Here is a 21,126-nt window from a genome sequence, read left to right as displayed (position 1 = left end):
GTAGGAGCTGCCGCAGGCTGCGATCTTTTCCGGCGCGCGATTATATCGAGCCGAGTGGAAAGTTACTCCAACGCTTTCCAGATATCCGTGGCGTACTCGCGAATCGTCCGGTCAGACGAGAACCAGCCCATCCGCGCCGTGTTGAGCACTGCTGAGCGCCACCAGTTGTTGGAGTCGTGCCAGTGCGCCTCAACGCGTTTCTGCGCTTCCCAGTAGGAGTCGAAGTCGGCGCAGACCAGGAAGCGGTCGTAATCCACCAGCGAATCGATCAGCCCGGTATAGCGCGAGGTGTCGTCCGGCGAGAACACCCCGCTGCGAATCGCTTGCAGCACATCGTTCAAACGATGGGATGCAGCGATGTCTGGCACTGCGCTGAACTCATGATTCTGTTTACGCGCTTCCACCTGCTGCGCGCTGAGACCGAAGATAAACATGTGCTCGGCCCCGATGCGTTCGCACATTTCCACGTTGGCGCCGTCCAGTGTGCCAATGGTCAGCGCGCCGTTGAGGCCGAACTTCATGTTACTGGTGCCTGATGCTTCGAAGCCGGCAGTGGAAATCTGCTCGGACAAGTCCGCCGCCGGAATGATGCTTTCCGCCAGGCTGACGTTGTAGTTGGGCAGGAACACCACTTTCAGCAGGCCGCGCACGGTCGGGTCGTTGTTCACCACCCGCGCGATGTCGTTGGTCAGCTTGATGATCAGTTTGGCCTGGTGATAACTCGCCGCCGCTTTACCGGCGAAGATTTTCACCCGTGGCACCCAATCGACTTCCGGTTCGGCGCGGATCGCCTGATACAGCGCCACGGTGTGCATCAGGTTGAGCAACTGACGTTTATATTCGTGGATGCGTTTGACCTGTACATCGAACATCGCCGCCGGGTTGACCGCGATACCCAGCCGTTCGTGAATCAGATAGGCCAGCGCTTTTTTGCTGTGCAGCCGTTGTTCGGCAAAAGCTTTGCGGAACGCGGTTTTTTCGGCGAACGGCTCGAGATCGAGCAGACGCTCTTCGGGGTTATCCAATAGATCCGGGCCGAGCGCGTCGACCAGCATCGAAGTCAGTTCGGAGTTGGCCTGATACAACCAGCGGCGGAAGGTAATGCCGTTGGTTTTGTTGTTGATCCGCTCCGGATAGAGCTTGTGCAGTTCGGCAAACACGGTTTTGCGCATCAGTTGCGTATGCAGTCCGGACACGCCGTTGACGCTGTGCGAACCGAGGAACGCGAGGTTACCCATGCGCACACGGCGACCGTTGTCTTCTTCGATCAGCGACACCGCGCGCAGCACGTCGAAATCGTGAATGCCTTTGGCGCGCAGCGAGTCGATATGCTGGGCATTGATCAGATAAATGATCTGCATATGTCGCGGCAGCATGCGTTCCATCAAGCCCACCGGCCAGGTTTCCAGCGCTTCCGGCAGCAACGTGTGGTTGGTATACGACAGCGTGTCGACGGTGACTTGCCACGCCGCATCCCAAGCCACGTCGTAGACGTCGACCAGTTGGCGCATCAGTTCGGCGACGGCAATCGAAGGGTGTGTATCGTTGAGCTGGATCGCCGCGTGATCGCCAAGGGTCAGCACCGAGGTGTGCATGTTGCGATGGCGGCGCAGCAGATCCTGCAAGGAAGCAGCGACGAAGAAGTATTCCTGACGCAAGCGCAGCTCCTGCCCCGCTTCGGTGCTGTCCGCCGGGTAGAGCACGCGGGAGATACTTTCGGCCCGGGCCACTTCGGCGACGGCGCCCAAGTGGTCACCGGCGTTGAAGCGCTCCAGGTGCAAATCTTCCATGGCGCGCGCACGCCACAGGCGCAGTGTATTGACGCTCGCCCCGCGCCAGCCAACGACCGGCGTGTCATAAGCGATCGCGCGGACAGTTTCTGCCGGCGACCAGACTTGTTTGGACTTGCCGGAGATGTCGGTGACGGTTTCGACGCTGCCGCCGAAGCCGATGGAGTAGACGACCTCTGGCCGCTCGAACTCCCACGGGTTGCCGAAATCCAGCCAGTGCTCGGTCTGTTCCTGCTGCCAGCCGTCGACGATGGCCTGGCGGAACAAGCCGTGTTCATATCGAATGCCATAACCGTGGCCGGCGATGCCGAGGGTCGACATGCTTTCCATGAAGCACGCGGCCAGACGACCGAGGCCGCCGTTACCGAGCGCTGCATCAGGTTCCAGCAAACGGATACGCTCCAGGTCGACACCGAGTTCAGTCAGCGCTTCACGGGCGACGTCGAGCAAGCCAAGGTTGCTCAGACTGTCGTAGAGCAAGCGGCCGATGAGGAACTCCAGCGAGAGGTAATACACCCGTTTCTGACCTTTGCGGTAGATCTGCCGGGTGTGGTCCATCCAGTGCTCGACCATGTGATCACGCGCAGCCAAAGCGATGGCTTCGAACCAGTCATGGTCGAAGGCGTGGTCGGGGTCTTTGCCCACCGCGTAGGTGAGCTTGGTCAGGACGGCGTCGCGGAATGCGGCCACCTCTGCTTCGCGAACTAGTGGTTCTTGAGTCATCAATAGGACCTCGAGCGAGCGGGAATTGTCTGAGCCTAGACGGTCTGACCGACGGTCGCGGCGCTGGTTCGGCAGTTTTTCCTGAGACGGTGCGATGGCCCGGCATTACCCTGGCGGATGGGCTAATGAATGCAGGGGCCGTGCCGAATTTTCCGGCAAAGTGCCTGCATGGAGAAAAAATCTGGCGAAAGGTTGTTCAAAAATCCACCAGTCCCGGTATGATCGCGCGCCCTGATGCACACACGCCTGGTAACTCCCGATGATGAAGCCCAACCTGATTGCCGCCGCCGAGATCGATCGTCTCGATACGTGGGCGAAATATTCGGCCCCGATGTGCGGCTCCTGCATGTCCAGCTGCTGCACGCTGCCGGTCGAAGTAAAGATCAAGGATCTGGTGCGCATTGGCGTGGTCGACGAATTCGAACTGGGCGACCCGCCGAAGAACATCGCCAAGCGTTTGCAAAAGGAAGGCCTGGTCGAGCGCTTCAATCAGAAGTCGGGGATCTTCACCCTGCAGCGCATGAGCAACAACGATTGCTACTACCTGGATCGTAAGAGCCGCTTGTGCACCATTTATGACAAGCGCCCGGACACGTGCCGCAATCACCCGAAGATCGGACCGCGTCCTGGGTATTGCGCTTATAAGCCGAAGGAAGTTGAGCGCGTGCAGAATTTCCGCGCGATAGAGCGCTTCTGAACGACGCTGAGTTCTTCGGTAGCCGTTAAACCCCAGCCCCTCACCCCAGCCCTCTCCCGAGGGAGAGGGAGCCGATCTCTGTCGCTTCCAAACCTGAGGTCGACTCGATTACTCAGGTCGATGCAAAGCCAAAGAACAACTCGGTCAGTCCCCTCTCCCTCTGGGAGAGGGCTAGGGTGAGGGGCTCTTGATCTTCAAGACCCAACCTGCGTTTCCCCCAGACAAACAAAAACGCCCCCGGTCTCGCGACCGGGGGCGTTTTTTTAAGCTCGGGCTAAATTACGCCTTGGCTTTCTTGGCAGCGCGGGTACGCTCGCTTTCGTCCAGGATCTTCTTGCGAAGACGGATGGACTTAGGAGTAACTTCGCACAGCTCGTCTTCCTGGATGTATTCCAGAGCCTGTTCCAGAGTGAAGCGAACAGGTGGTACCAGAGCGATGGTTTCGTCTTTACCCGAAGCACGCATGTTGTCGAGCTTCTTGCCTTTGGTCGGGTTTACACCCAGGTCGTTGTCGCGGCTGTTCTGACCAACGATTTGACCGTTGTAGATCTCCTGGCCGTGTTCTACGAACAGCTTGCCACGAGCCTGCAGGGTTTCCAGCGAGTAGGTCAGTGCCTTGCCGGTTTCAACCGAAACCAGAACGCCGTTCTGACGGCCGGACATGTGGCCCGACTTGACGGTGTCGTAGCGATCGAAGATCGAGGTCAGGATGCCAGCACCGTTGGTCAGGGTCAGGAACTGGTTACGGAAACCGATCAGACCGCGAGCAGGGATGTTGTATTCCAGACGAACACGGCCCTTGCCATCCGGCACCATGTTGCTCAGGTCGCCTTTACGCAGACCCATCTCTTCCATGACCTTGCCCTGAGCTTCTTCAGGGATGTCGATGGTCACGTTTTCGAACGGTTCTTGTTTAACGCCGTTCACTTCACGAATGATTACTTCAGGACGGCCCAGGGCCAGTTCGAAGCCTTCGCGACGCATGGTTTCGATCAGTACCGAGAGGTGCAGCTCACCACGGCCGGAAACCTTGAACTTGTCAGCGGTATCGCCTTCTTCAACGCGCAGTGCAACGTTGTACAGCAGCTCTTTGTCCAGACGGTCCTTGATGTTGCGGGACGTCACGAACTTGCCTTCTTTACCGCAGAATGGCGAGTCGTTTACCTGGAAGGTCATCGAAACGGTTGGCTCGTCAACGGTCAGAGGCTTCATCGCCTCGACAGTGTCCGGGTGGCACAGGGTGTCGGAGATGAACAGCGAGTCCATGCCGCTGATGCAAACGATATCGCCTGCTGCAGCTTCTTCAACGTCAACGCGGTGCAGACCGTGGTGACCCATCAGTTTCAGGATACGGCCGTTGCGACGCTTGCCATCGGCACCGATCGCCACAACCGGAGTGTTCGGCTTGACGCGGCCACGAGCGATACGGCCAACACCGATAACACCCAGGAAGCTGTTGTAGTCCAGAGCGGAGATCTGCATCTGGAACGCGCCGTCACGGTCAACAGCCGGAGGCGGAACGTGGTCGACTACCGCTTGGTACAGCGGGGTCATGTCTTCAGCCATGGCGGTGTGATCCAGACCGGCAATGCCGTTCAGGGCCGAAGCGTAAACAACCTGGAAGTCCAGTTGTTCTTCGGTCGCACCGAGGTTGTCGAACAGGTCGAAGATCTGGTCCAGAACCCAGTCCGGACGTGCGCCTGGACGGTCAACCTTGTTGATCACCACGATTGGACGCAGGCCGGCTTCGAAAGCCTTCTTGGTCACGAAACGGGTTTGCGGCATAGGGCCGTCTTGAGCGTCAACCAGCAGCAGAACGGAGTCAACCATCGACATTACACGTTCAACTTCGCCGCCGAAGTCGGCGTGGCCCGGGGTGTCCACGATGTTGATGTGGTAGCCGTTCCAGTTGATGGCGGTGTTTTTCGCCAGAATGGTAATACCGCGCTCTTTTTCCTGGTCGTTGGAGTCCATCACGCGCTCGTCGTTGAGCTCGTTGCGCTCCAGGGTGCCGGATTGACGCAGGAGTTTGTCTACCAGGGTGGTTTTACCATGGTCAACGTGGGCAATGATGGCGATGTTGCGTAGATTTTCGATCACTTGTGTATCTCGATCAGAGGATTCGGTTTGCTGACAAGTCTTGGCAGCGATTAGCAGTAGTGTCCGGCATGGCCGTTACAGCTTGACGGCGGTGTCGGGGGGCCGGTGACGCAGGCCACAGGCAAACAGCCCCGGGCACTTAGCTCGGTCGATAAACGCGCACATTGGCATGCCCCTCACTGAGCAAATGGTGAGCATGCAGGCGACTCATCACGCCTTTGTCGCAATACAGCAGGTACTGGCGAGTCGGATCCAGCTCCTTGAAACGAGCGTTCACTGCGTAGAACGGCATCGTCTGTACTTCTACGCCAGCGAGTTCCAGCGGCTCATCCTCGGCGGCATCCGGGTGACGGATGTCGATCACGATCTGACCGGCCAGTGCTTCGCTGACTTCTTCAATCTGTACGTCCTGGCCCAATTCGTCGATCACCCGATCGATCGGCACCAGTTTGGCGTTTTCGAGCGCACGCTCGAGCACCGCCATGTCGAATTCTTTCTCTTCGTGCTCAACGCGACCGCGTTTGGCGGCCGTCTTCGGATTGACCGAAATGACCCCACAGTACTCCGGCATGTGCCGGGCGAAATCGGCGGTGCCAATCTCGTTGGCCGTGTCGATGATGTCCTGTTTGTGCGCCACGATCAGCGGACGCAGGACCAGTTTGTCGGTCACGCAGTCGATCACCGACAGATTCGGCAGGGTCTGGCTCGACACCTGGGAGATCGCCTCGCCGGTAACCAGCGCTTCGATGTGCAGGCGATCGGCGATGTTGGAAGCCGCGCGCAACATCATACGCTTCAATACGACGCCCATATGACTGTTATCGACTTTGCCGAGAATTTCGCCCAACACTTCTTCGAACGGAACACTGACAAATAGCACGCGTTGCGAGCTGCCGTACTTCTTCCAGATGAAATGCGCGACTTCCATCACGCCCAATTCATGGGCACGACCGCCCAGATTGAAGAAGCAGAAGTGCGTCATCAGGCCGCGACGAATGATCTGGTACGCCGCAACGGTTGAGTCAAAGCCGCCGGACATCAATACCAGCGTCTGCTCCAACGCACCGAGCGGGTAACCGCCGATGCCGTTGTGCTGGCTGTGGATAACAAATAACCGTTTGTCGCGAACTTCGATGCGGACTTCGATTTCCGGCGCTTTCAGGTCAATACCGGCAGCACCACACTCACGGCGCAGCTTGCTGCCGACGTATTTTTCGACGTCCATCGAGCTGAAGGTGTGCTTGCCCGCGCGCTTGCAGCGCACCGAAAAAATCTTCCCGGCCAGTGCATCGCCATAGTGCTGTTTGCACTTCTCGGTGATGTCGTCGAAGTCGCCCAGCGGGTACTCGTCGATCTGCAGAAAGTGCGCGATGCCCGGCATGCAGGTCAGGCGCTCACCCATCTCTTTCAAGGCTTTGGGGTCGGTAACGCGGGTTTCCAACTCGAGATTGTCCCACACACCGTTCACCACCACGGCCGGGTCCAGGTCACGGAGCACGGTGCGGATGTTCTTGGCCAACTGGCGGATGAACTTCGTCCGGACAGGTCGGCTTTTGATGGTGATCTCGGGGAAGACTTTTACGATTAGTTTCATGAAAACAGCGCGCGAACGGCCAGCCGAAAAAGGGGGGCGCGGATTATAGCGGAAATTGCTCAAGGTTTAACCAGTTAATGTGCAGAAGGTTTTGCACGCACCAAAACAGATCATTTCTGACTTAAGACGCTACATTAGAGGGCGAGATTTTCCGCAATCAGGTGCTTTGCACCTTTATAAGCGTGAATTTGGGGCAAAAAACCCATGCTGGGGCACTGGCATGCAATTTGCTCCCTTGTGAGGCAGGTTGCCTTGGCAGAGTATTCGCGCCGGCATCACCCAAATTCAAGGGCATCCACTACCAAGCCCGAAGCCACCCGGAGGACATATGTCGAAGACGGTTCAACTCATCAAAGATCATGACGTCAAGTGGATTGATCTGCGCTTCACGGACACCAAAGGCACTCAGCACCACGTGACCATGCCGGCTCGCGATGCGCTGGATGAAGACTTCTTCGAAGTCGGCAAGATGTTCGACGGTTCCTCCATTGCTGGCTGGAAAGGCATCGAAGCCTCCGACATGATCCTGATGCCGGTTGACGAAACTGCCGTTCTCGACCCGTTCACCGAAGACGCCACCCTGATCCTGGTGTGCGACATCATCGAACCTTCGAGCATGCAAGGCTACGACCGCGACCCACGTGCGATCGCCAAGCGTGCCGAAGAACACCTGAAAGCCACCGGTATCGGTGACACCGTGTTCGCTGGTCCAGAGCCAGAATTCTTCATCTTTGACTCGGTGAAATTCAAGTCGGACATCTCCGGCTCGATGTTCAAGATCTACTCCGAGCAAGGTTCGTGGATGTCCGACCAGGACATCGAAGGCGGCAACAAGGGTCACCGTCCAGGGGTCAAAGGCGGCTACTTCCCGGTTCCACCGTTCGACCACGACCACGAAATCCGTACCTCCATGTGCAACGCACTGGAAGAAATGGGCCTGACCGTTGAAGTTCACCACCACGAAGTGGCGACTGCCGGCCAGAACGAAATCGGCGTTAAGTTCAACACCCTGGTGAAGAAAGCCGACGAAACCCAAACCCTGAAGTACGTTGTGCACAACGTTGCTGATGCATACGGCCGCACCGCGACCTTCATGCCGAAGCCACTGTACGGCGACAACGGTTCGGGCATGCACGTACACATGTCGATCTGGAAAGACGGCAAGAACACCTTCGCCGGTGAAGGCTATGCCGGTCTGTCCGATACCGCTCTGTACTTCATCGGCGGCATCATCAAACACGGTAAGGCCCTGAACGGCTTCACCAACCCGGCGACCAACTCCTACAAGCGTCTGGTACCAGGCTTCGAAGCTCCGGTAATGCTGGCCTACTCGGCTCGCAACCGTTCCGCTTCGATCCGTATTCCTTACGTGTCGAGCCCGAAAGCCCGCCGTATCGAAGCACGCTTCCCGGATCCGGCTGCCAACCCGTACCTGGCCTTCGCAGCTCTGCTGATGGCCGGTCTGGACGGTATCCAGAACAAGATCCACCCAGGCGACGCAGCTGACAAAAACCTGTACGACCTGCCGCCTGAAGAGGCGAAAGAGATTCCACAAGTTTGCGGCAGCCTGAAAGAAGCCCTGGAAGAGCTGGACAAGGGCCGCGCGTTCCTGACCAAGGGCGGCGTGTTCTCCGACGACTTCATCGACGCTTACATCGCGCTGAAATCGGAAGAAGAAATCAAGGTTCGCACCTTCGTACACCCACTGGAATATGAGCTGTACTACAGCTGCTGATCCGGTAGCGCTGCGTTACGTGGCGTGAGTGAAAGAGGCCTCCTTCGGGAGGCCTTTTTTATTGCCCGCGATTTATGGCGTCACGCAGATCCCTGGGAGCGAGCCTGCTCGCGAAAGCGTCGTATCCGTCACCATCACTGTCAATGACGCACCGCATTCGCGAGCAGGCTCGCTCCCACAAGGGATTTGTGGTGTCTGAATGATCTCTGGATGTTTGCCGGGTTGGGCCAACCGCCGCGTCTGGCCTATGCTGCACCCCATCGCTTTCAATCCCGGTCGATTTCATGGGTCGCACCTTTCTCTACATTCTGCTGCTGATCGCCCTGCCCGCCGCCGCGCAGATCTACAAGTACACCGACGCCAACGGCAACACGGTCTACAGCGATCACTCGCCCGATGGTGTGCGGGCGCAGCCGGTGGAGTTGCCGCCGCTTAACAGGGTCGAGCCGCAAACACCGAGCACACCGCCTGCATCCAGCACCGAAACCCGTGAGCCTGCGCGCAACGCCTACGACATTCTTGAACTCGCTGGTCTACCCACCGAAGAGGCCCTGCGCGCCAATAACGGCACGTTCACCGTCCAAGTGCTGATCAAGCCGCGTCTGCAACCGCCGCATCAGTTAAGGCTGGTATTGGACGATGAGCCTTACGGCCAGCCGAGCAACGTGCCGATCCTACAATTGGTGAACGTTGATCGCGGCGAACATCGTCTAGCGGTGCAGGTGATTGACGGGCAGACGGTCATCCAGCAGAGCGCGCCAGTCCCTCTCAGCGTACAGCGGGTGCACAAGCCATGATTCGTGCGTGGCTGATCGCGGTGCTGGCGCTGCTCACGCTACAAGCATCGGCTGAGGTGTTCACTTATATCGATGCCCAAGGTAATCGCGTCTACACCGACCAGCCGCGTGGCAATGCCAAGCGCGTACCGATCGCGACCAGCAATCGCATGTCCGCAAACCCCACCGTCGCCGTGCCGATCACGACTGCAAAAAAAAACCCAGAGCAACCGCCCTTCCACTACGACATGCTGCGCATTCTGGTACCTGAACCCGATGCAACGATTCGCAGCAGCGCCGGCGAAATCATCGTCAGCGTCACCAGCGAACCGGGCCTGCAAAAAGGTCATCGTTATCGACTGCTGCTGGATGGCCAAGCCACCGGCGAACCGGGGCTGAGCCCGGTCTTCCCGCTAAACAACATCGATCGTGGCAGCCACAATCTTTCGGTGGAAATCCTCGATGCCGAAGGGCGCACGGTGGAACGCACTGCCAACCAGCCCTTCCACATGCTACGCATCTCCCTCGCACAGAAACGCCAGGTCAAGCCGTGCACCACCGACGATTACGGCATCCGTCCGGAATGCCCCTTGAAAGACAAACCGCCCGAGCCGAAAAACCCCTTTCTGCGTTTCTTCTAACGCCATTCAGCTTTGCGCACTATATTGGTGCACAAGACTGCACCGTACCCATATCTCAACCCATTTTGGTTCGAAAGTACCCGCGAGCGCTGGCCGACTGCCACGCAAAAGAGCGTCAAACGCCTGTTTCATGGGTAGAACGCTTCTTTTCGGAGCCTTGGTTTGGTTTTTGCATTTTCCCGATACCGACGCTTGTTACTTGCGCACGCTCCGCCCCCAAAAGAGGCTCTGATGACTATTAGCGACGCAATCCACCGTTTGCTGCTCGACAACCTGACCACCGCCACCATCCTGCTCGACGCCGAATTGCGCCTTGAGTACATGAACCCGGCGGCGGAGATGCTCCTCGCCATCAGCGGGCAGCGCAGCCATGGACAGTTCATCAGCGAGCTGTTCACCGAATCCACCGAGGCGCTCAATTCCCTGCGCCAGGCAGTGGAGCAGGCGCATCCGTTCACCAAGCGCGAGGCGATGCTTACCGCCCTCACTGGCCAGACGTTGACCGTGGATTACGCGGTGACGCCAATCCTCAGCAATGGCGCGACCATGCTCCTGCTGGAGGTCCATCCGCGTGACCGCTTGCTGCGGATCACCAAGGAGGAGGCGCAGCTGTCCAAGCAGGAAACCAGCAAGATGTTGGTACGCGGCCTCGCTCACGAGATCAAGAATCCGCTCGGTGGCATCCGCGGCGCCGCGCAATTGCTGGCCCGCGAACTGCCGGAAGAAAGTCTGCGCGATTACACCAACGTGATCATTGAAGAAGCCGACCGCCTGCGCAATCTGGTCGACCGCATGCTCGGCTCGAACAAACTGCCATCGCTGGCGATGTGCAACGTTCATGAAGTGCTGGAGCGCGTCTGCCAACTGGTCGAAGCGGAAAGCCAGGGCTGCATCACCTTGGTGCGTGATTACGACCCAAGCATCCCCGACGTGCTGATCGACCGCGAACAAATGATTCAGGCGGTGTTGAACATCGTACGCAACGCGATGCAAGCGATCAGCAGCCAGAACGAATTGCGCCTTGGCCGCATCAGCCTGCGTACCCGGACCATGCGCCAGTTCACCATCGGCCACGTCCGCCATCGTCTGGTGACCAAGATCGAAATCATCGACAACGGCCCGGGGATCCCGGCGGAACTTCAGGAAACCATTTTCTTTCCCATGGTCAGCGGACGCCCGGACGGTACCGGACTCGGCCTGGCCATTACCCAGAACATCATCAGCCAGCACCAGGGCCTGATCGAGTGTGACAGCCATCCAGGCCACACCACCTTCTCGATCTTTTTGCCACTGGAACAAGGAGCCACATCGACATGAGCCGTAGTGAAACTGTGTGGATCGTCGATGACGACCGTTCTATCCGTTGGGTTCTGGAAAAGGCCTTGCAGCAGGAAGGCATGACCACCCAGAGTTTCGACAGCGCCGATGGCGTGATGAGTCGCCTGGCCCGTCAGCAGCCAGACGTGATCATTTCCGACATTCGCATGCCCGGTGCCAGCGGTCTGGATTTGTTGGCGCGGATTCGCGAGCAGCACCCACGGTTGCCGGTCATTATCATGACCGCTCACTCCGATCTGGACAGCGCTGTCGCCTCGTATCAGGGCGGCGCGTTCGAGTACCTGCCGAAGCCGTTCGACGTCGATGAGGCGGTCTCGCTGGTCAAACGTGCAAACCAGCACGCACAAGAACAGCAAGGCCTGGAAGTGGTGCCGGCACTGACGCGCACCCCGGAAATCATCGGCGAAGCGCCGGCGATGCAGGAAGTGTTTCGCGCCATCGGCCGCTTGAGCCACTCCAACATCACCGTGTTGATCAACGGCGAATCCGGTACCGGTAAAGAACTGGTGGCCCACGCCCTGCACCGCCACAGTCCGCGCGCGGCCTCGCCATTCATTGCGCTGAACATGGCGGCGATCCCCAAGGATCTGATGGAATCCGAGCTGTTCGGCCATGAGAAAGGTGCGTTCACCGGCGCGGCAAACCTGCGTCGCGGCCGCTTTGAACAGGCTGACGGCGGCACGCTGTTCCTCGATGAAATCGGTGATATGCCGGCCGACACCCAAACCCGTTTGCTACGGGTTCTGGCCGATGGCGAGTTCTATCGTGTGGGCGGCCACGTGCCGGTCAAAGTCGATGTGCGCATCATCGCCGCGACGCACCAGAATCTGGAAACCCTGGTGCACGCCGGCAAGTTCCGCGAGGACTTGTTCCACCGCCTCAACGTAATCCGTATCCACATCCCGCGCCTCTCCGATCGTCGTGAGGACATCCCGACCCTGGCCAAGCACTTCCTCAGCCGCGCGGCGCAAGAGCTGGCGGTGGAACCGAAGCTGCTGAAGAGCGAGACCGAGGAATACCTGAAGAACCTGCCGTGGGGCGGCAACGTACGTCAGCTGGAGAATACGTGCCGCTGGATCACGGTGATGGCGTCCGGGCGCGAAGTGCACATCAGCGACCTGCCGCCAGAACTGCTGAACCTGCCGCAGGACTCGGCGCCAGTGACCAATTGGGAGCAAGCACTGCGTCAGTGGGCCGATCAGGCCTTGGCGCGTGGCCAGTCGAGCCTGCTCGACAGCGCGGTACCGGCGTTCGAGCGGATCATGATCGAGACGGCTTTGAAGCACACCGCCGGGCGTCGTCGCGATGCCGCCGTTTTGCTGGGTTGGGGGCGCAATACCCTGACGCGCAAGATCAAGGAATTGGGGATGAAGGTCGATGGCGGGGATGATGATGAGGGGGATGAGGGTTAACGCTTGAGAATTGTTGTGTGCTCAGGATCCATCCCCCTCACCCCAGCCCTCTCCCCCAAGGGGTAGAGGGGGAAGGGAGCCGATTTATGTGATGTTCAAAATCTGAGTTCGGCTCGGTATTTCAGGTCGGCTTATTTTGACCGGGCAACTCGCTAAGTCCCCTCTCCCTCTGGGAGAGGGCTAGGGTGAGGGGCAGCCGTGCACCGCATCAATGCACAATGACCCGCGATCGCGCACAGCCGCATCTGCATCCTTCATTCTGAAAACACCGACAAAACCATTATCCAAGTACACAAAAGCCCCGAGTTCCGGGGCTTTCGTATTTCTGATCAGCTTTTTTGTTTCAGCAAATGAAAACCTGGCACGCCCCCTGCAGTACCTCTTACAGGTGATTCGATTCACCACCCGTTTCGGGGACCTTGGTACAGGCAGGCCGGGGATTCCCCTCTTTACACCGGGCTCATACCGCAACGCGACGAGCCCACCCTTTTGGGATCCTTGGTACAGGCAGGCCGGGGGTTCCCTCTTTACACCGGACCGACGCTAGCAGCGAAGTCCATCCTTTTGGGAACCCTGATACAGGCAGGTCAGGGATTCCCGCTTTTATTACTCACGGAGATGGATTTCCAGCCGCCAGCGGTCATCGACCTCACTGCCGACCCAATCGCCCTGCAGCGGCCGCGCCGCCAGCACCGTCAGCAACAACCCTCCGTCACTCGCTCGCGTCCGCCAGTTCACATCTTTGCCATTGAGCTTGAGCTGGCCCTTCTGCGCCGGGCCCTCAGCCTGAAACAGCAGCGCCACCGTGCCATCGATGATTTCGCCGTGCAGCTTGGGCTCGTTGTTGAACCACACGACCAACCCTTGATCCGTCACCTCGACCTGCTGCAACACCGTCGGATCCGGCGTAGTCAGGCGGCCGATCATCAAGCCGATCATCAAGCCGACAATCGCCAGCGAACCGATGACTCGCGGCAATAGTTTCGAACGGTTGTCCACAGGCGGCGTAGAATGCCGCTCATCTTTACCTTCGGAGCCGTGCATGTTTCACGTCATCCTTTTTCAACCAGAAATTCCGCCGAATACCGGCAACGTTATCAGGCTGTGCGCCAACAGCGGCTGCCACCTGCATTTGATCGAACCGCTGGGCTTCGAGATGGACGACAAGCGCCTGCGCCGTGCCGGTCTCGATTACCACGAATATGCCACGCTGCAACGTCACGCGGACCTGGCCAGTTGCCTGGAAAGCCTGGGCAACCCAAGACTGTTTGCGTTCACCACCAAGGGTTCGCGACCGTTTCATGATGCCGCGTTTGTTCCTGGCGATGCGTTCATCTTCGGCCCGGAAAGCCGCGGCCTGCCGCCGGAAGTGCTCGACGCGCTGCCGCCGGAACAGCGCCTGCGCCTGCCGATGCGCGAAGGCTGCCGCAGCCTGAACCTGTCCAACACCGTGGCGGTGGCCGTGTACGAAGCCTGGCGCCAGAACGACTTCAAGTAACACCACACCTGATCGTTCCCACGCTCTGCGTGGGAATGCAGCCCGTGACGCTCCGCGTCACTGGACGCGGAGCGTCCCCAGAGGCATTCCCACGCGGAGCGTAGGAACGATCAGCCAAGAAAAAAGCGCCTGTTACGGCGCTTTTTTCTTTGTAGCCCAGACCGTCTTATTGAACGGTTGGCGTCTCGCCGCTTTCCTGCATGCGCTGCAGCTCTTGCGCGTACAGAGCATCGAAGTTCACCGGGGCCAGCATCAGGGCCGGGAACGAACCACGGGTCACCAGGCTGTCCAAGGTTTCGCGCGCGTACGGGAACAGGATGTTCGGGCAGAACGCACCCAGGGTGTGGCTCATCGAAGCCGCGTCCAGGTTCTTGATCAGGAAGATACCGGCCTGTTGCACTTCAGCGATGAAGGCGACTTCTTCACCGTTTTTCACGGTGACGGACAGGGTCAGCACGACTTCGTAAAAATCACCTTCCAGCGCTTTCTGACGAGTGTTCAGATCCAGAGCGACCGCCGGATCCCACTGCTGGCGGAAGATCGCCGGGCTTTTCGGGGCTTCGAAGGACAGGTCGCGTACGTAGATGCGCTGCAAGGAGAATTGCGGTGCGGTTTCTTCTTCGCTGGCTGCAGTGTTCTGTTGGTCAGTCATCTCAGATCCTTATCGATCTTGGGTCTTTTAGGGAGTGCTGTACGTGGGTGCAGCCGTTCAGGCCTTGAGCAGCGCGTCGAGCTTGCCGGCGCGCTCCAGGGCATACAAATCGTCACAACCGCCGATGTGCTTGCTGCCGATCCAGATCTGCGGCACGGACGTACGTCCGGCTTTCTGGGTCATTTCAGCGCGCACTTGCGGCTTGCCATCGACCTTGATCTCTTTGAAGGCCACGCCTTTGTTCTCGAGCAGGTATTTGGCTCGCGAGCAATAAGGGCAGTAATCGCTGGAGTAGACGATGACTTCGCTCATATCACTTCACCAACGGCAGGTTGTCGCCTTTCCAGCTGGAAATACCGCCGGACAGCTTGGCGGCGGTGAAGCCGGATTTCATCAGCTCGCGGGCGTGGGTGCCAGCGGTCTGGCCCAGCGCGTCGACCAGAATGATGGTCTTGGCCTTGTGTTTTTCCAGCTCGCCGATACGCGCAGCCAGTTTGTCCTGGGGAATGTTCACCGCGCCAACGATGTGGCCGGCAGCAAAATCCTTGGCCGGACGGATGTCCACCACCACGCCTGCGTCTTTGTTGACCAACGCGGTCAGTTCGCCGGTGCTCAGGCTTTTACCGCCGCCCTGCATCGTGTGCGCCAGCAGCAGAGCCAGCAGTACGACGAAGATACCGACAAGAATGTAGTGGTTAGTGGCAAATTCAATCAGGTGAGCAACCATCGAAGGAGGTTCCAGGGCGTTAAAATGTCGGCCAGTATACACAGCCACTATGGTCGGCCAAACCCCGTCCGGCGGTGACGCGGTCGGAACTTAGCTTTAAACTCCAACTCCCTTTTCCATCGCCCTCTTCTTTATTAGCCACGAGTGGATTCCATGACTACCACGCCTAAACCTTTGGTCCTGATGATTCTCGACGGCTTCGGTCACAGCGACAGCCCCGAATCCAACGCCGTTTTTGCGGCGAAGAAGCCTGTTCTGGATCGCCTGTGGGCCACTGTGCCCAACGGCTTGATTTCGGGCAGCGGCATGGACGTCGGCCTGCCGGACGGCCAGATGGGCAACTCCGAAGTCGGCCACATGAACCTTGGCGCCGGCCGCGTGGTGTATCAGGACTTTACCCGCGTGACCAAAGCGATCCGCGACGGCGAGTTCTTCGAGAACCCGACCATCTGCGCCGCTGTGGACAAAGCCGTGGCCGCCGGCAAAGCCGTGCACTTCATGGGCCTGCTCTCCGATGGCGGCGTGCACAGCCACCAGGATCACCTGATCGCCATGGCCGAACTGGCCTTCAAGCGCGGCGCCGAAAAAATCTACCTGCACGCTTTCCTTGACGGCCGCGACACCCCACCGAAAAGCGCTGCGTCGTCCATCGAACTACTCGATGCGACCTTCCAGGCACTGGGCAAGGGCCGTATCGCCAGCATCATCGGCCGCTACTTCGCCATGGACCGTGACAACCGCTGGGACCGTGTGGCTCAGGCCTACAACCTGATCGTCGACGGCAACAGCGAATTCCACGCCGCCACTGCGCAGGAAGGTCTGGAGGCTGCTTACGCTCGCGGCGAGAGCGACGAATTCGTCAAAGCCACGACCATCGGTGAGCCGGTGAAAGTCGAAGACGGCGACGCCGTGGTGTTCATGAACTTCCGCGCCGACCGCGCCCGCGAGCTGACTCGCGTGTTCGTCGAAGACGACTTCAAGGATTTCGAACGCGCGCGCCAGCCGAAACTGGCCGGTTTTGTGATGTTGACCCAATACGCAGCGAGCATCCCTGCACCCTCGGCGTTCGCCCCGGGCAGCCTGGAAAACGTCCTTGGCGACTATCTGGCGAAAAACGGCAAAACCCAGCTGCGCATCGCTGAAACCGAAAAATACGCCCACGTGACCTTCTTCTTCTCCGGCGGTCGTGAAGAACCGTTCCCGGGCGAAGAGCGCATCCTGATCCCGTCGCCGAAAGTCGCCACCTACGACTTGCAGCCGGAAATGAGCGCACCGGAAGTCACCGACCGTATCGTCGAAGCCATCGAAAACCAGCGCTATGACGTGATCGTGGTCAACTACGCCAACGGCGACATGGTTGGTCATAGCGGTGTGTTCGACGCGGCCGTGAAGGCTGTGGAATGCCTTGATACCTGCGTCGGGCGCATTGTCGAAGCGCTGGAGAAGGTTGGCGGCGAAGCGCTGATCACCGCTGACCACGGCAACGTCGAGCAAATGGCCGATGAATCCACCGGCCAGGCGCACACCGCGCACACCACCGAGCCGGTACCGTTCATTTATGTCGGCAAGCGCGACCTCAAGGTCCGTGAAGGCGGCGTGCTGGCGGACGTGGCACCAACCATGCTGAAGCTGCTGGGCCTGGAAAAACCGGCGGAAATGACCGGCACGTCTATCCTGGTGTAATCCGTCCGATCAACCACCACAAAACCCTGTGGGAGCTGGCTTGCCAGCGATAGCAATCTGACAGCCAACATCTATGTTGAATGTGCAGACGCCATCGCTGGCAAGCCAGCTCCCACAGTGGTTTATGGAGTTTTCGAAATGGAATTCGGTGTATTGCTTGGTCCAGTTATCACACAGCCCCAATTGGGCGTTTTTTTTGCAGCCTCGGGCGGGCATACTAGGCCGTCCATTACCCTGGTGCCGCCCGCCCCTATGCTTCGCGTCCTGATCGCCCTTGCTCTGACCTGCCTGCTCCAACCGGCTTTCGCTGACGAGCGCACGCAAACCCAACAACAGTTGGACGCCACGCGTCAGGACATTGCCGAGCTGAAAAAGCTGCTGAGCAAAGTCCAGGAAGAAAAGTCCGGCGTGCAGAAAGAGCTCAAGGGCACTGAAACCGAGCTGGGCAAGCTGCAGAAGCAGGTCGACGCGCTGCAGAAAGAACTGCAGAAAAGCGAATCCGAGCTGCAGCGACTCGATGCAGAGAAAAAAAAACTCCAGAGCGCGCGCACTGAACAGCAGCGACTGATCGCCATTCAGGCCCGCGCGGCCTATCAGAACGGTCGGCAGGAATACCTCAAGCTGCTGCTCAACCAGCAGAATCCCGAGAAATTCGCCCGCACTCTCACCTATTACGATTACCTGAGCCAGGCCCGCCTGGAACAGCTGAAGAACTTCAACGAAACCCTGCGCCAACTGGCCAATGTCGAAAAAGACATTGCCGCCCAACAGGCGCAATTGCTGGTACAGAAAAGCAGCCTCGATACCCAGCGCGACGAACTGGAAAATGTCCGCAAGGAACGCCAGCAAGTGCTCGCCAAGCTTAACGATGACGTGAAGGCCCGCGACCAGAAACTCGCCGCTCGCGAGCAAGATCAGGCAGACCTGTCTAAAGTCCTTAAAACCATTGAAGAAACCCTGGCCCGCCAGGCCCGTGAGGCAGAAGAAGCGCGGCAGAAAGCGCTGATCGCCCAGCAGGAAGCGGAAAAAAAGCGTTTGCGTGAGGCGCAGGCTGAAAACAGTGACGCCCCACGAAAACCCGCCAGATCCACTCCAGGCGCGCTGGTCTCCAGCAGCGGCGAAACCTTCGGTGGCCCTTTTGCTGCAACCCGGGGAAAACTTCCGTGGCCGGTTGATGGTCGATTGTTGGCACGCTTCGGCGAATCCCGTGGCGACGACGCCCGCACCAAGTGGGACGGCGTAATGATCAGCGCCTCCGCCGGCAGCCAGGTGCATGCCGTACACGGTGGTCGCGTGGTGTTCGCCGACTGGCTGCGCGGCGCCGGGCTGCTGGTGATCCTCGATCACGGCAACGGTTTTCTGAGTCTTTACGGTCACAACCAGACACTGCTCAAGTCGGCCGGTGACGTGGTTAAAGCCGGTGAGTCCATCTCCACTGTCGGTAACAGTGGCGGCCAGGACACATCAGCGCTGTATTTCGCAATTCGTCAGCAGGGTCACCCGAGTGATCCAGCACAATGGTGCCGCGCGCAAGGATAAGCGTGCCGCCTAATTCAGGAGTTCGTTCGACATGCTGCATTTGTCCCGCCTTACCTCGCTGGCCCTGACGATCGCCCTGGTGATCGGCGCGCCTCTGGCGTTCGCCGCTCAACCGGCCCCGGCCGTCGCTCCGGCAGGCACTGCCGCGACTTCCAAGGCTCCGTTGCCGCTGGAGGAATTGCGCACCTTTGCCGAGGTCATGGACCGGATCAAAGCCGCTTACGTCGAGCCGGTGGACGACAAGACCCTGCTGGAAAACGCGATCAAGGGCATGCTCAGCAACCTTGATCCGCACTCGGCGTACCTCGGCCCTGAAGATTTCACCGAACTGCAGGAAAGCACCAGCGGTGAGTTCGGTGGTCTGGGCATCGAAGTCGGCGCCGAAGACGGTTTCATCAAAGTCGTCTCGCCAATCGATGACACCCCGGCGTCGAAGGCCGGCATTCAGGCCGGCGACTTCATCGTCAAGATCAACGGCCAGCCAACGCGCGGCCAGACCATGACCGAAGCCGTCGACAAGATGCGCGGCAAGATCGGCCAGAAAATCACCCTGACCCTGGTACGCGACGGCGGCACGCCGTTCGACGTGACCCTCGCCCGCGCGGTGATTCAGGTGAAGAGCGTCAAGGCGCAGCTGCTGGAAACCGGTTATGCGTACATCCGCATCACCCAGTTCCAGGTCAAGACCGGCGAAGAGGTTTCCAAGGCTCTGGCCAAGCTGCGCAAGGACAACGGCAAGAAGCTCAACGGCATCATTCTCGACCTGCGTAACAACCCGGGCGGCGTGTTGCAGGCAGCAGTGGAAGTGGTCGACCACTTCATCACCAAAGGCCTGATCGTCTACACCAAAGGCCGAATCGCCAATTCCGAACTGCGTTTCTCGGCCACCGGCAAAGACGAAAGCGAAGCCGTGCCGATGGTCGTGTTGATCAACGGTGGCAGTGCCTCGGCTTCGGAAATCGTCGCCGGCGCCCTGCAGGATCAGAAACGTGCGGTGGTCATGGGCACCACCAGTTTTGGCAAGGGCTCGGTGCAAACCGTGCTGCCGCTGAACAATGACCGCGCGCTGAAAATTACCACCGCGCTGTACTTCACGCCGAATGGCCGCTCGATTCAGGCACAGGGCATCGTGCCGGACATCGAAGTGCGCAAAGCCAAGATCACCAACGAGGCCGATGGCGATTACTTCAAAGAAGCCGACCTGCAAGGTCACCTGGGCAACGGCAACGGCGGCGCAGACAAGCCGACAGGTTCCGGCGGCAAGGCCAAGGCGATGCCGCAGGATGACGATTACCAATTGGCCCAGGCTCTGAGCCTGCTCAAAGGGCTGAGCATCACGTCCGGCCGTTGAGGATGTCTTTGCGTCTCCTCTTCGTCCTGTTGTGCTGTCTGGCGGGTGCGGCTCATGCAGAGCCCGCCAGCCCAAAGCCACACAAAGCCTATCTGACACTGATCATCGACGACCTGGGGCAGAACCTGCCCCGGGATCGCCGCGTGCTGGCCCTGCCCGGCCCGGTGACCACGGCGATCATGCCGGACACCCCGCACGCCACCGAGTTTGCCCGCGAAGCCCATCGCGCCGGCAAGATCGTTATCCTGCACATGCCCATGGACCCAGCCACCGGTCCCTATGCATGGCACCCTGAACTGCCCATCGAAGAGCTGGAAAAACGCCTCAACGCCGCGTTCAAAATGGTCCCCTACACTGCCGGCATCAATAACCACATGGGCAGCCGCATGACTGCGCAACCGGTGGCGATGGCCTGGTTGATGGGCGAACTGCAGCGTCGGCACAAGTTCTTCGTCGACAGCCGCACCAGCGCCCAGACCGTGGCGGCGCAGCAGGCGCAGAAGATCGATCTGGCCAGTGTCTCGCGGGACGTGTTTCTTGATGACGAGCGCACTGAGGCAGCGATCTACACGCAGTTGCAGACCGCGATCAGCCTGGCGCGCAAGCAGGGTTCGGCGGTGATGATCGGCCATCCCTATCCGCAGACACTGGCAGTGCTGGAGCGCGAACTGCCGAAGTTGAAGAGCCAGGGAATCGACTGGATCGATATCAAACAGATGATCAGCGTGCGCAGCAATCGCGCCATGGCCAGTCATGGTAAAGACGGGGTTTATCGGTAATACCCTGTGACGCTAGCACATACATAGTTACCACCCGGAAACCGTCCCCATTCCCGATAGTGCGACCTGCAACAGGTCGCGACGCCCTCGC

Annotated in this window: 18 protein-coding genes; 11 read left to right on the top strand and 7 right to left on the bottom strand. The window is 59.2% G+C overall.

The annotated features are described in order from the left end of the window. Positions 1–62 precede the first annotated feature (62 nt). Positions 63–2,513: a glycogen/starch/alpha-glucan phosphorylase gene (locus CKW26_RS01080; protein ID WP_095047174.1), complete on the bottom strand. Its 2,451-nt coding sequence runs from the start codon at positions 2,511–2,513 to the stop codon at positions 63–65. A 259-nt stretch (positions 2,514–2,772) separates the two neighbouring features. On the opposite strand from CKW26_RS01080, the gene CKW26_RS01075 reads away from it, so the two are divergent. Beyond that, on the top strand, positions 2,773–3,210 hold the full coding sequence (locus CKW26_RS01075; RefSeq protein WP_093430042.1) for a YkgJ family cysteine cluster protein: 438 nt from the start codon (positions 2,773–2,775) through the stop codon (positions 3,208–3,210). A gap of 279 nt (positions 3,211–3,489) precedes the next feature. On the opposite strand, the gene typA is transcribed toward CKW26_RS01075, so the two are convergent. Both typA and thiI read right to left on the bottom strand, forming a co-directional pair. Next, positions 3,490–5,310, bottom strand: a complete 1,821-nt coding sequence (typA, locus tag CKW26_RS01070; protein WP_095047173.1) for a translational GTPase TypA — start codon at positions 5,308–5,310, stop codon at positions 3,490–3,492. Between the two features lie 139 nt (positions 5,311–5,449). Continuing rightward, complete coding sequence (thiI, locus tag CKW26_RS01065; RefSeq protein ID WP_095047172.1) at positions 5,450–6,904, bottom strand: tRNA uracil 4-sulfurtransferase ThiI; 1,455 nt, start codon at positions 6,902–6,904, stop codon at positions 5,450–5,452. A gap of 328 nt (positions 6,905–7,232) precedes the next feature. Between thiI and glnA the strand changes: the two genes are divergently transcribed. From glnA to ntrC, 5 genes are all read left to right on the top strand, one after another. Next, positions 7,233–8,639 (top strand): type I glutamate--ammonia ligase, encoded by a 1,407-nt coding sequence (glnA, locus tag CKW26_RS01055; RefSeq protein WP_007909254.1) that lies wholly within the window; start codon positions 7,233–7,235, stop codon positions 8,637–8,639. Positions 8,640–8,923: 284 nt separating this feature from the next. Continuing rightward, entirely contained in the window at positions 8,924–9,436 is a 513-nt protein-coding gene (locus tag CKW26_RS01050; RefSeq protein WP_095047171.1) for a DUF4124 domain-containing protein, read from the top strand. Continuing rightward, positions 9,433–10,056, top strand: a complete 624-nt coding sequence (locus tag CKW26_RS01045) for a DUF4124 domain-containing protein (protein WP_095047170.1) — start codon at positions 9,433–9,435, stop codon at positions 10,054–10,056. The genes CKW26_RS01050 and CKW26_RS01045 overlap by 4 nt, the downstream gene beginning before the upstream one ends. Positions 10,057–10,287: 231 nt before the next feature. Beyond that, positions 10,288–11,373 carry a nitrogen regulation protein NR(II) gene (gene glnL, locus CKW26_RS01040; protein WP_095047169.1) on the top strand — a complete coding sequence of 362 codons (1,086 nt, stop codon included), beginning with the start codon at positions 10,288–10,290 and terminating at the stop codon, positions 11,371–11,373. Continuing rightward, positions 11,370–12,806, top strand: a complete 1,437-nt coding sequence (ntrC, locus tag CKW26_RS01035) for a nitrogen regulation protein NR(I) (protein WP_007909238.1) — start codon at positions 11,370–11,372, stop codon at positions 12,804–12,806. The genes glnL and ntrC overlap by 4 nt, the downstream gene beginning before the upstream one ends. Before the next feature lie 606 nt (positions 12,807–13,412). On the opposite strand, the gene CKW26_RS01030 is transcribed toward ntrC, so the two are convergent. Continuing rightward, entirely contained in the window at positions 13,413–13,850 is a 438-nt protein-coding gene (locus tag CKW26_RS01030; protein ID WP_095047168.1) for a hypothetical protein, read from the bottom strand. Between CKW26_RS01030 and CKW26_RS01025 the strand changes: the two genes are divergently transcribed. Beyond that, complete coding sequence (locus CKW26_RS01025) at positions 13,849–14,304, top strand: tRNA (cytidine(34)-2'-O)-methyltransferase (protein ID WP_007909235.1); 456 nt, start codon at positions 13,849–13,851, stop codon at positions 14,302–14,304. The two genes, CKW26_RS01030 and CKW26_RS01025, sit on opposite strands and share 2 nt — an antisense overlap. 166 nt (positions 14,305–14,470) lie before the next feature. Here CKW26_RS01025 and secB read toward each other — a convergent pair whose 3' ends face one another. From secB to CKW26_RS01010, 3 genes are read right to left on the bottom strand one after another with little or no spacing between them, the layout of a single operon-like run. Beyond that, positions 14,471–14,956 (bottom strand): protein-export chaperone SecB, encoded by a 486-nt coding sequence (gene secB / locus CKW26_RS01020; protein WP_007909233.1) that lies wholly within the window; start codon positions 14,954–14,956, stop codon positions 14,471–14,473. Between the two features lie 57 nt (positions 14,957–15,013). Continuing rightward, a complete protein-coding gene (gene grxC, locus CKW26_RS01015; protein WP_038359971.1) occupies positions 15,014–15,268 on the bottom strand; it encodes a glutaredoxin 3 in 255 nt (84 codons plus the stop codon). Position 15,269: 1 nt separating this feature from the next. Continuing rightward, positions 15,270–15,683 (bottom strand): rhodanese-like domain-containing protein, encoded by a 414-nt coding sequence (locus tag CKW26_RS01010; protein ID WP_083367280.1) that lies wholly within the window; start codon positions 15,681–15,683, stop codon positions 15,270–15,272. Positions 15,684–15,836: 153 nt separating this feature from the next. Between CKW26_RS01010 and gpmI the strand changes: the two genes are divergently transcribed. The 4 genes from gpmI (at position 15,837) to CKW26_RS00990 (ending at position 21,035) form a co-directional block, all read left to right on the top strand. Further along, positions 15,837–17,366 carry a 2,3-bisphosphoglycerate-independent phosphoglycerate mutase gene (gene gpmI, locus CKW26_RS01005; RefSeq protein ID WP_095047167.1) on the top strand — a complete coding sequence of 510 codons (1,530 nt, stop codon included), beginning with the start codon at positions 15,837–15,839 and terminating at the stop codon, positions 17,364–17,366. A 252-nt stretch (positions 17,367–17,618) separates the two neighbouring features. Then, positions 17,619–18,905, top strand: coding sequence for a murein hydrolase activator EnvC (locus CKW26_RS01000; protein ID WP_095047166.1), 1,287 nt, complete (start codon positions 17,619–17,621; stop codon positions 18,903–18,905). 31 nt (positions 18,906–18,936) lie between these two features. Then, positions 18,937–20,256, top strand: a complete 1,320-nt coding sequence (locus CKW26_RS00995) for a S41 family peptidase (protein WP_095047165.1) — start codon at positions 18,937–18,939, stop codon at positions 20,254–20,256. Between the two features lie 2 nt (positions 20,257–20,258). After that, positions 20,259–21,035: a divergent polysaccharide deacetylase family protein gene (locus CKW26_RS00990; protein ID WP_095047164.1), complete on the top strand. Its 777-nt coding sequence runs from the start codon at positions 20,259–20,261 to the stop codon at positions 21,033–21,035. Positions 21,036–21,126 lie beyond the last annotated feature (91 nt).

The sequence above is a fragment of the Pseudomonas sp. Irchel s3h9 genome, assembly GCF_900187475.1.
GTDB lineage: Bacteria > Pseudomonadota > Gammaproteobacteria > Pseudomonadales > Pseudomonadaceae > Aquipseudomonas > Aquipseudomonas neuropathica.
The sequence above is the reverse complement of the archived record's forward strand: the minus strand, read 5'-3'. Positions and strand labels throughout refer to the sequence as shown.

Coding starts and splice junctions, on each gene's coding strand:
- CKW26_RS01080 (WP_095047174.1), bottom strand. CDS start 2,513: ATGACTCAAGAACCACTAGTTCGCGAAGCAGAGGTGGCCGCATTCCGC.
- CKW26_RS01075 (WP_093430042.1), top strand. CDS start 2,773: ATGATGAAGCCCAACCTGATTGCCGCCGCCGAGATCGATCGTCTCGAT.
- thiI (WP_095047172.1), bottom strand. CDS start 6,904: ATGAAACTAATCGTAAAAGTCTTCCCCGAGATCACCATCAAAAGCCGA.
- glnA (WP_007909254.1), top strand. CDS start 7,233: ATGTCGAAGACGGTTCAACTCATCAAAGATCATGACGTCAAGTGGATT.
- CKW26_RS01050 (WP_095047171.1), top strand. CDS start 8,924: ATGGGTCGCACCTTTCTCTACATTCTGCTGCTGATCGCCCTGCCCGCC.
- CKW26_RS01045 (WP_095047170.1), top strand. CDS start 9,433: ATGATTCGTGCGTGGCTGATCGCGGTGCTGGCGCTGCTCACGCTACAA.
- glnL (WP_095047169.1), top strand. CDS start 10,288: ATGACTATTAGCGACGCAATCCACCGTTTGCTGCTCGACAACCTGACC.
- ntrC (WP_007909238.1), top strand. CDS start 11,370: ATGAGCCGTAGTGAAACTGTGTGGATCGTCGATGACGACCGTTCTATC.
- CKW26_RS01025 (WP_007909235.1), top strand. CDS start 13,849: ATGTTTCACGTCATCCTTTTTCAACCAGAAATTCCGCCGAATACCGGC.
- CKW26_RS01030 (WP_095047168.1), bottom strand. CDS start 13,850: ATGCACGGCTCCGAAGGTAAAGATGAGCGGCATTCTACGCCGCCTGTG.
- secB (WP_007909233.1), bottom strand. CDS start 14,956: ATGACTGACCAACAGAACACTGCAGCCAGCGAAGAAGAAACCGCACCG.
- grxC (WP_038359971.1), bottom strand. CDS start 15,268: ATGAGCGAAGTCATCGTCTACTCCAGCGATTACTGCCCTTATTGCTCG.
- CKW26_RS01010 (WP_083367280.1), bottom strand. CDS start 15,683: ATGGTTGCTCACCTGATTGAATTTGCCACTAACCACTACATTCTTGTC.
- gpmI (WP_095047167.1), top strand. CDS start 15,837: ATGACTACCACGCCTAAACCTTTGGTCCTGATGATTCTCGACGGCTTC.
- CKW26_RS01000 (WP_095047166.1), top strand. CDS start 17,619: ATGCTTCGCGTCCTGATCGCCCTTGCTCTGACCTGCCTGCTCCAACCG.
- CKW26_RS00995 (WP_095047165.1), top strand. CDS start 18,937: ATGCTGCATTTGTCCCGCCTTACCTCGCTGGCCCTGACGATCGCCCTG.
- CKW26_RS00990 (WP_095047164.1), top strand. CDS start 20,259: ATGTCTTTGCGTCTCCTCTTCGTCCTGTTGTGCTGTCTGGCGGGTGCG.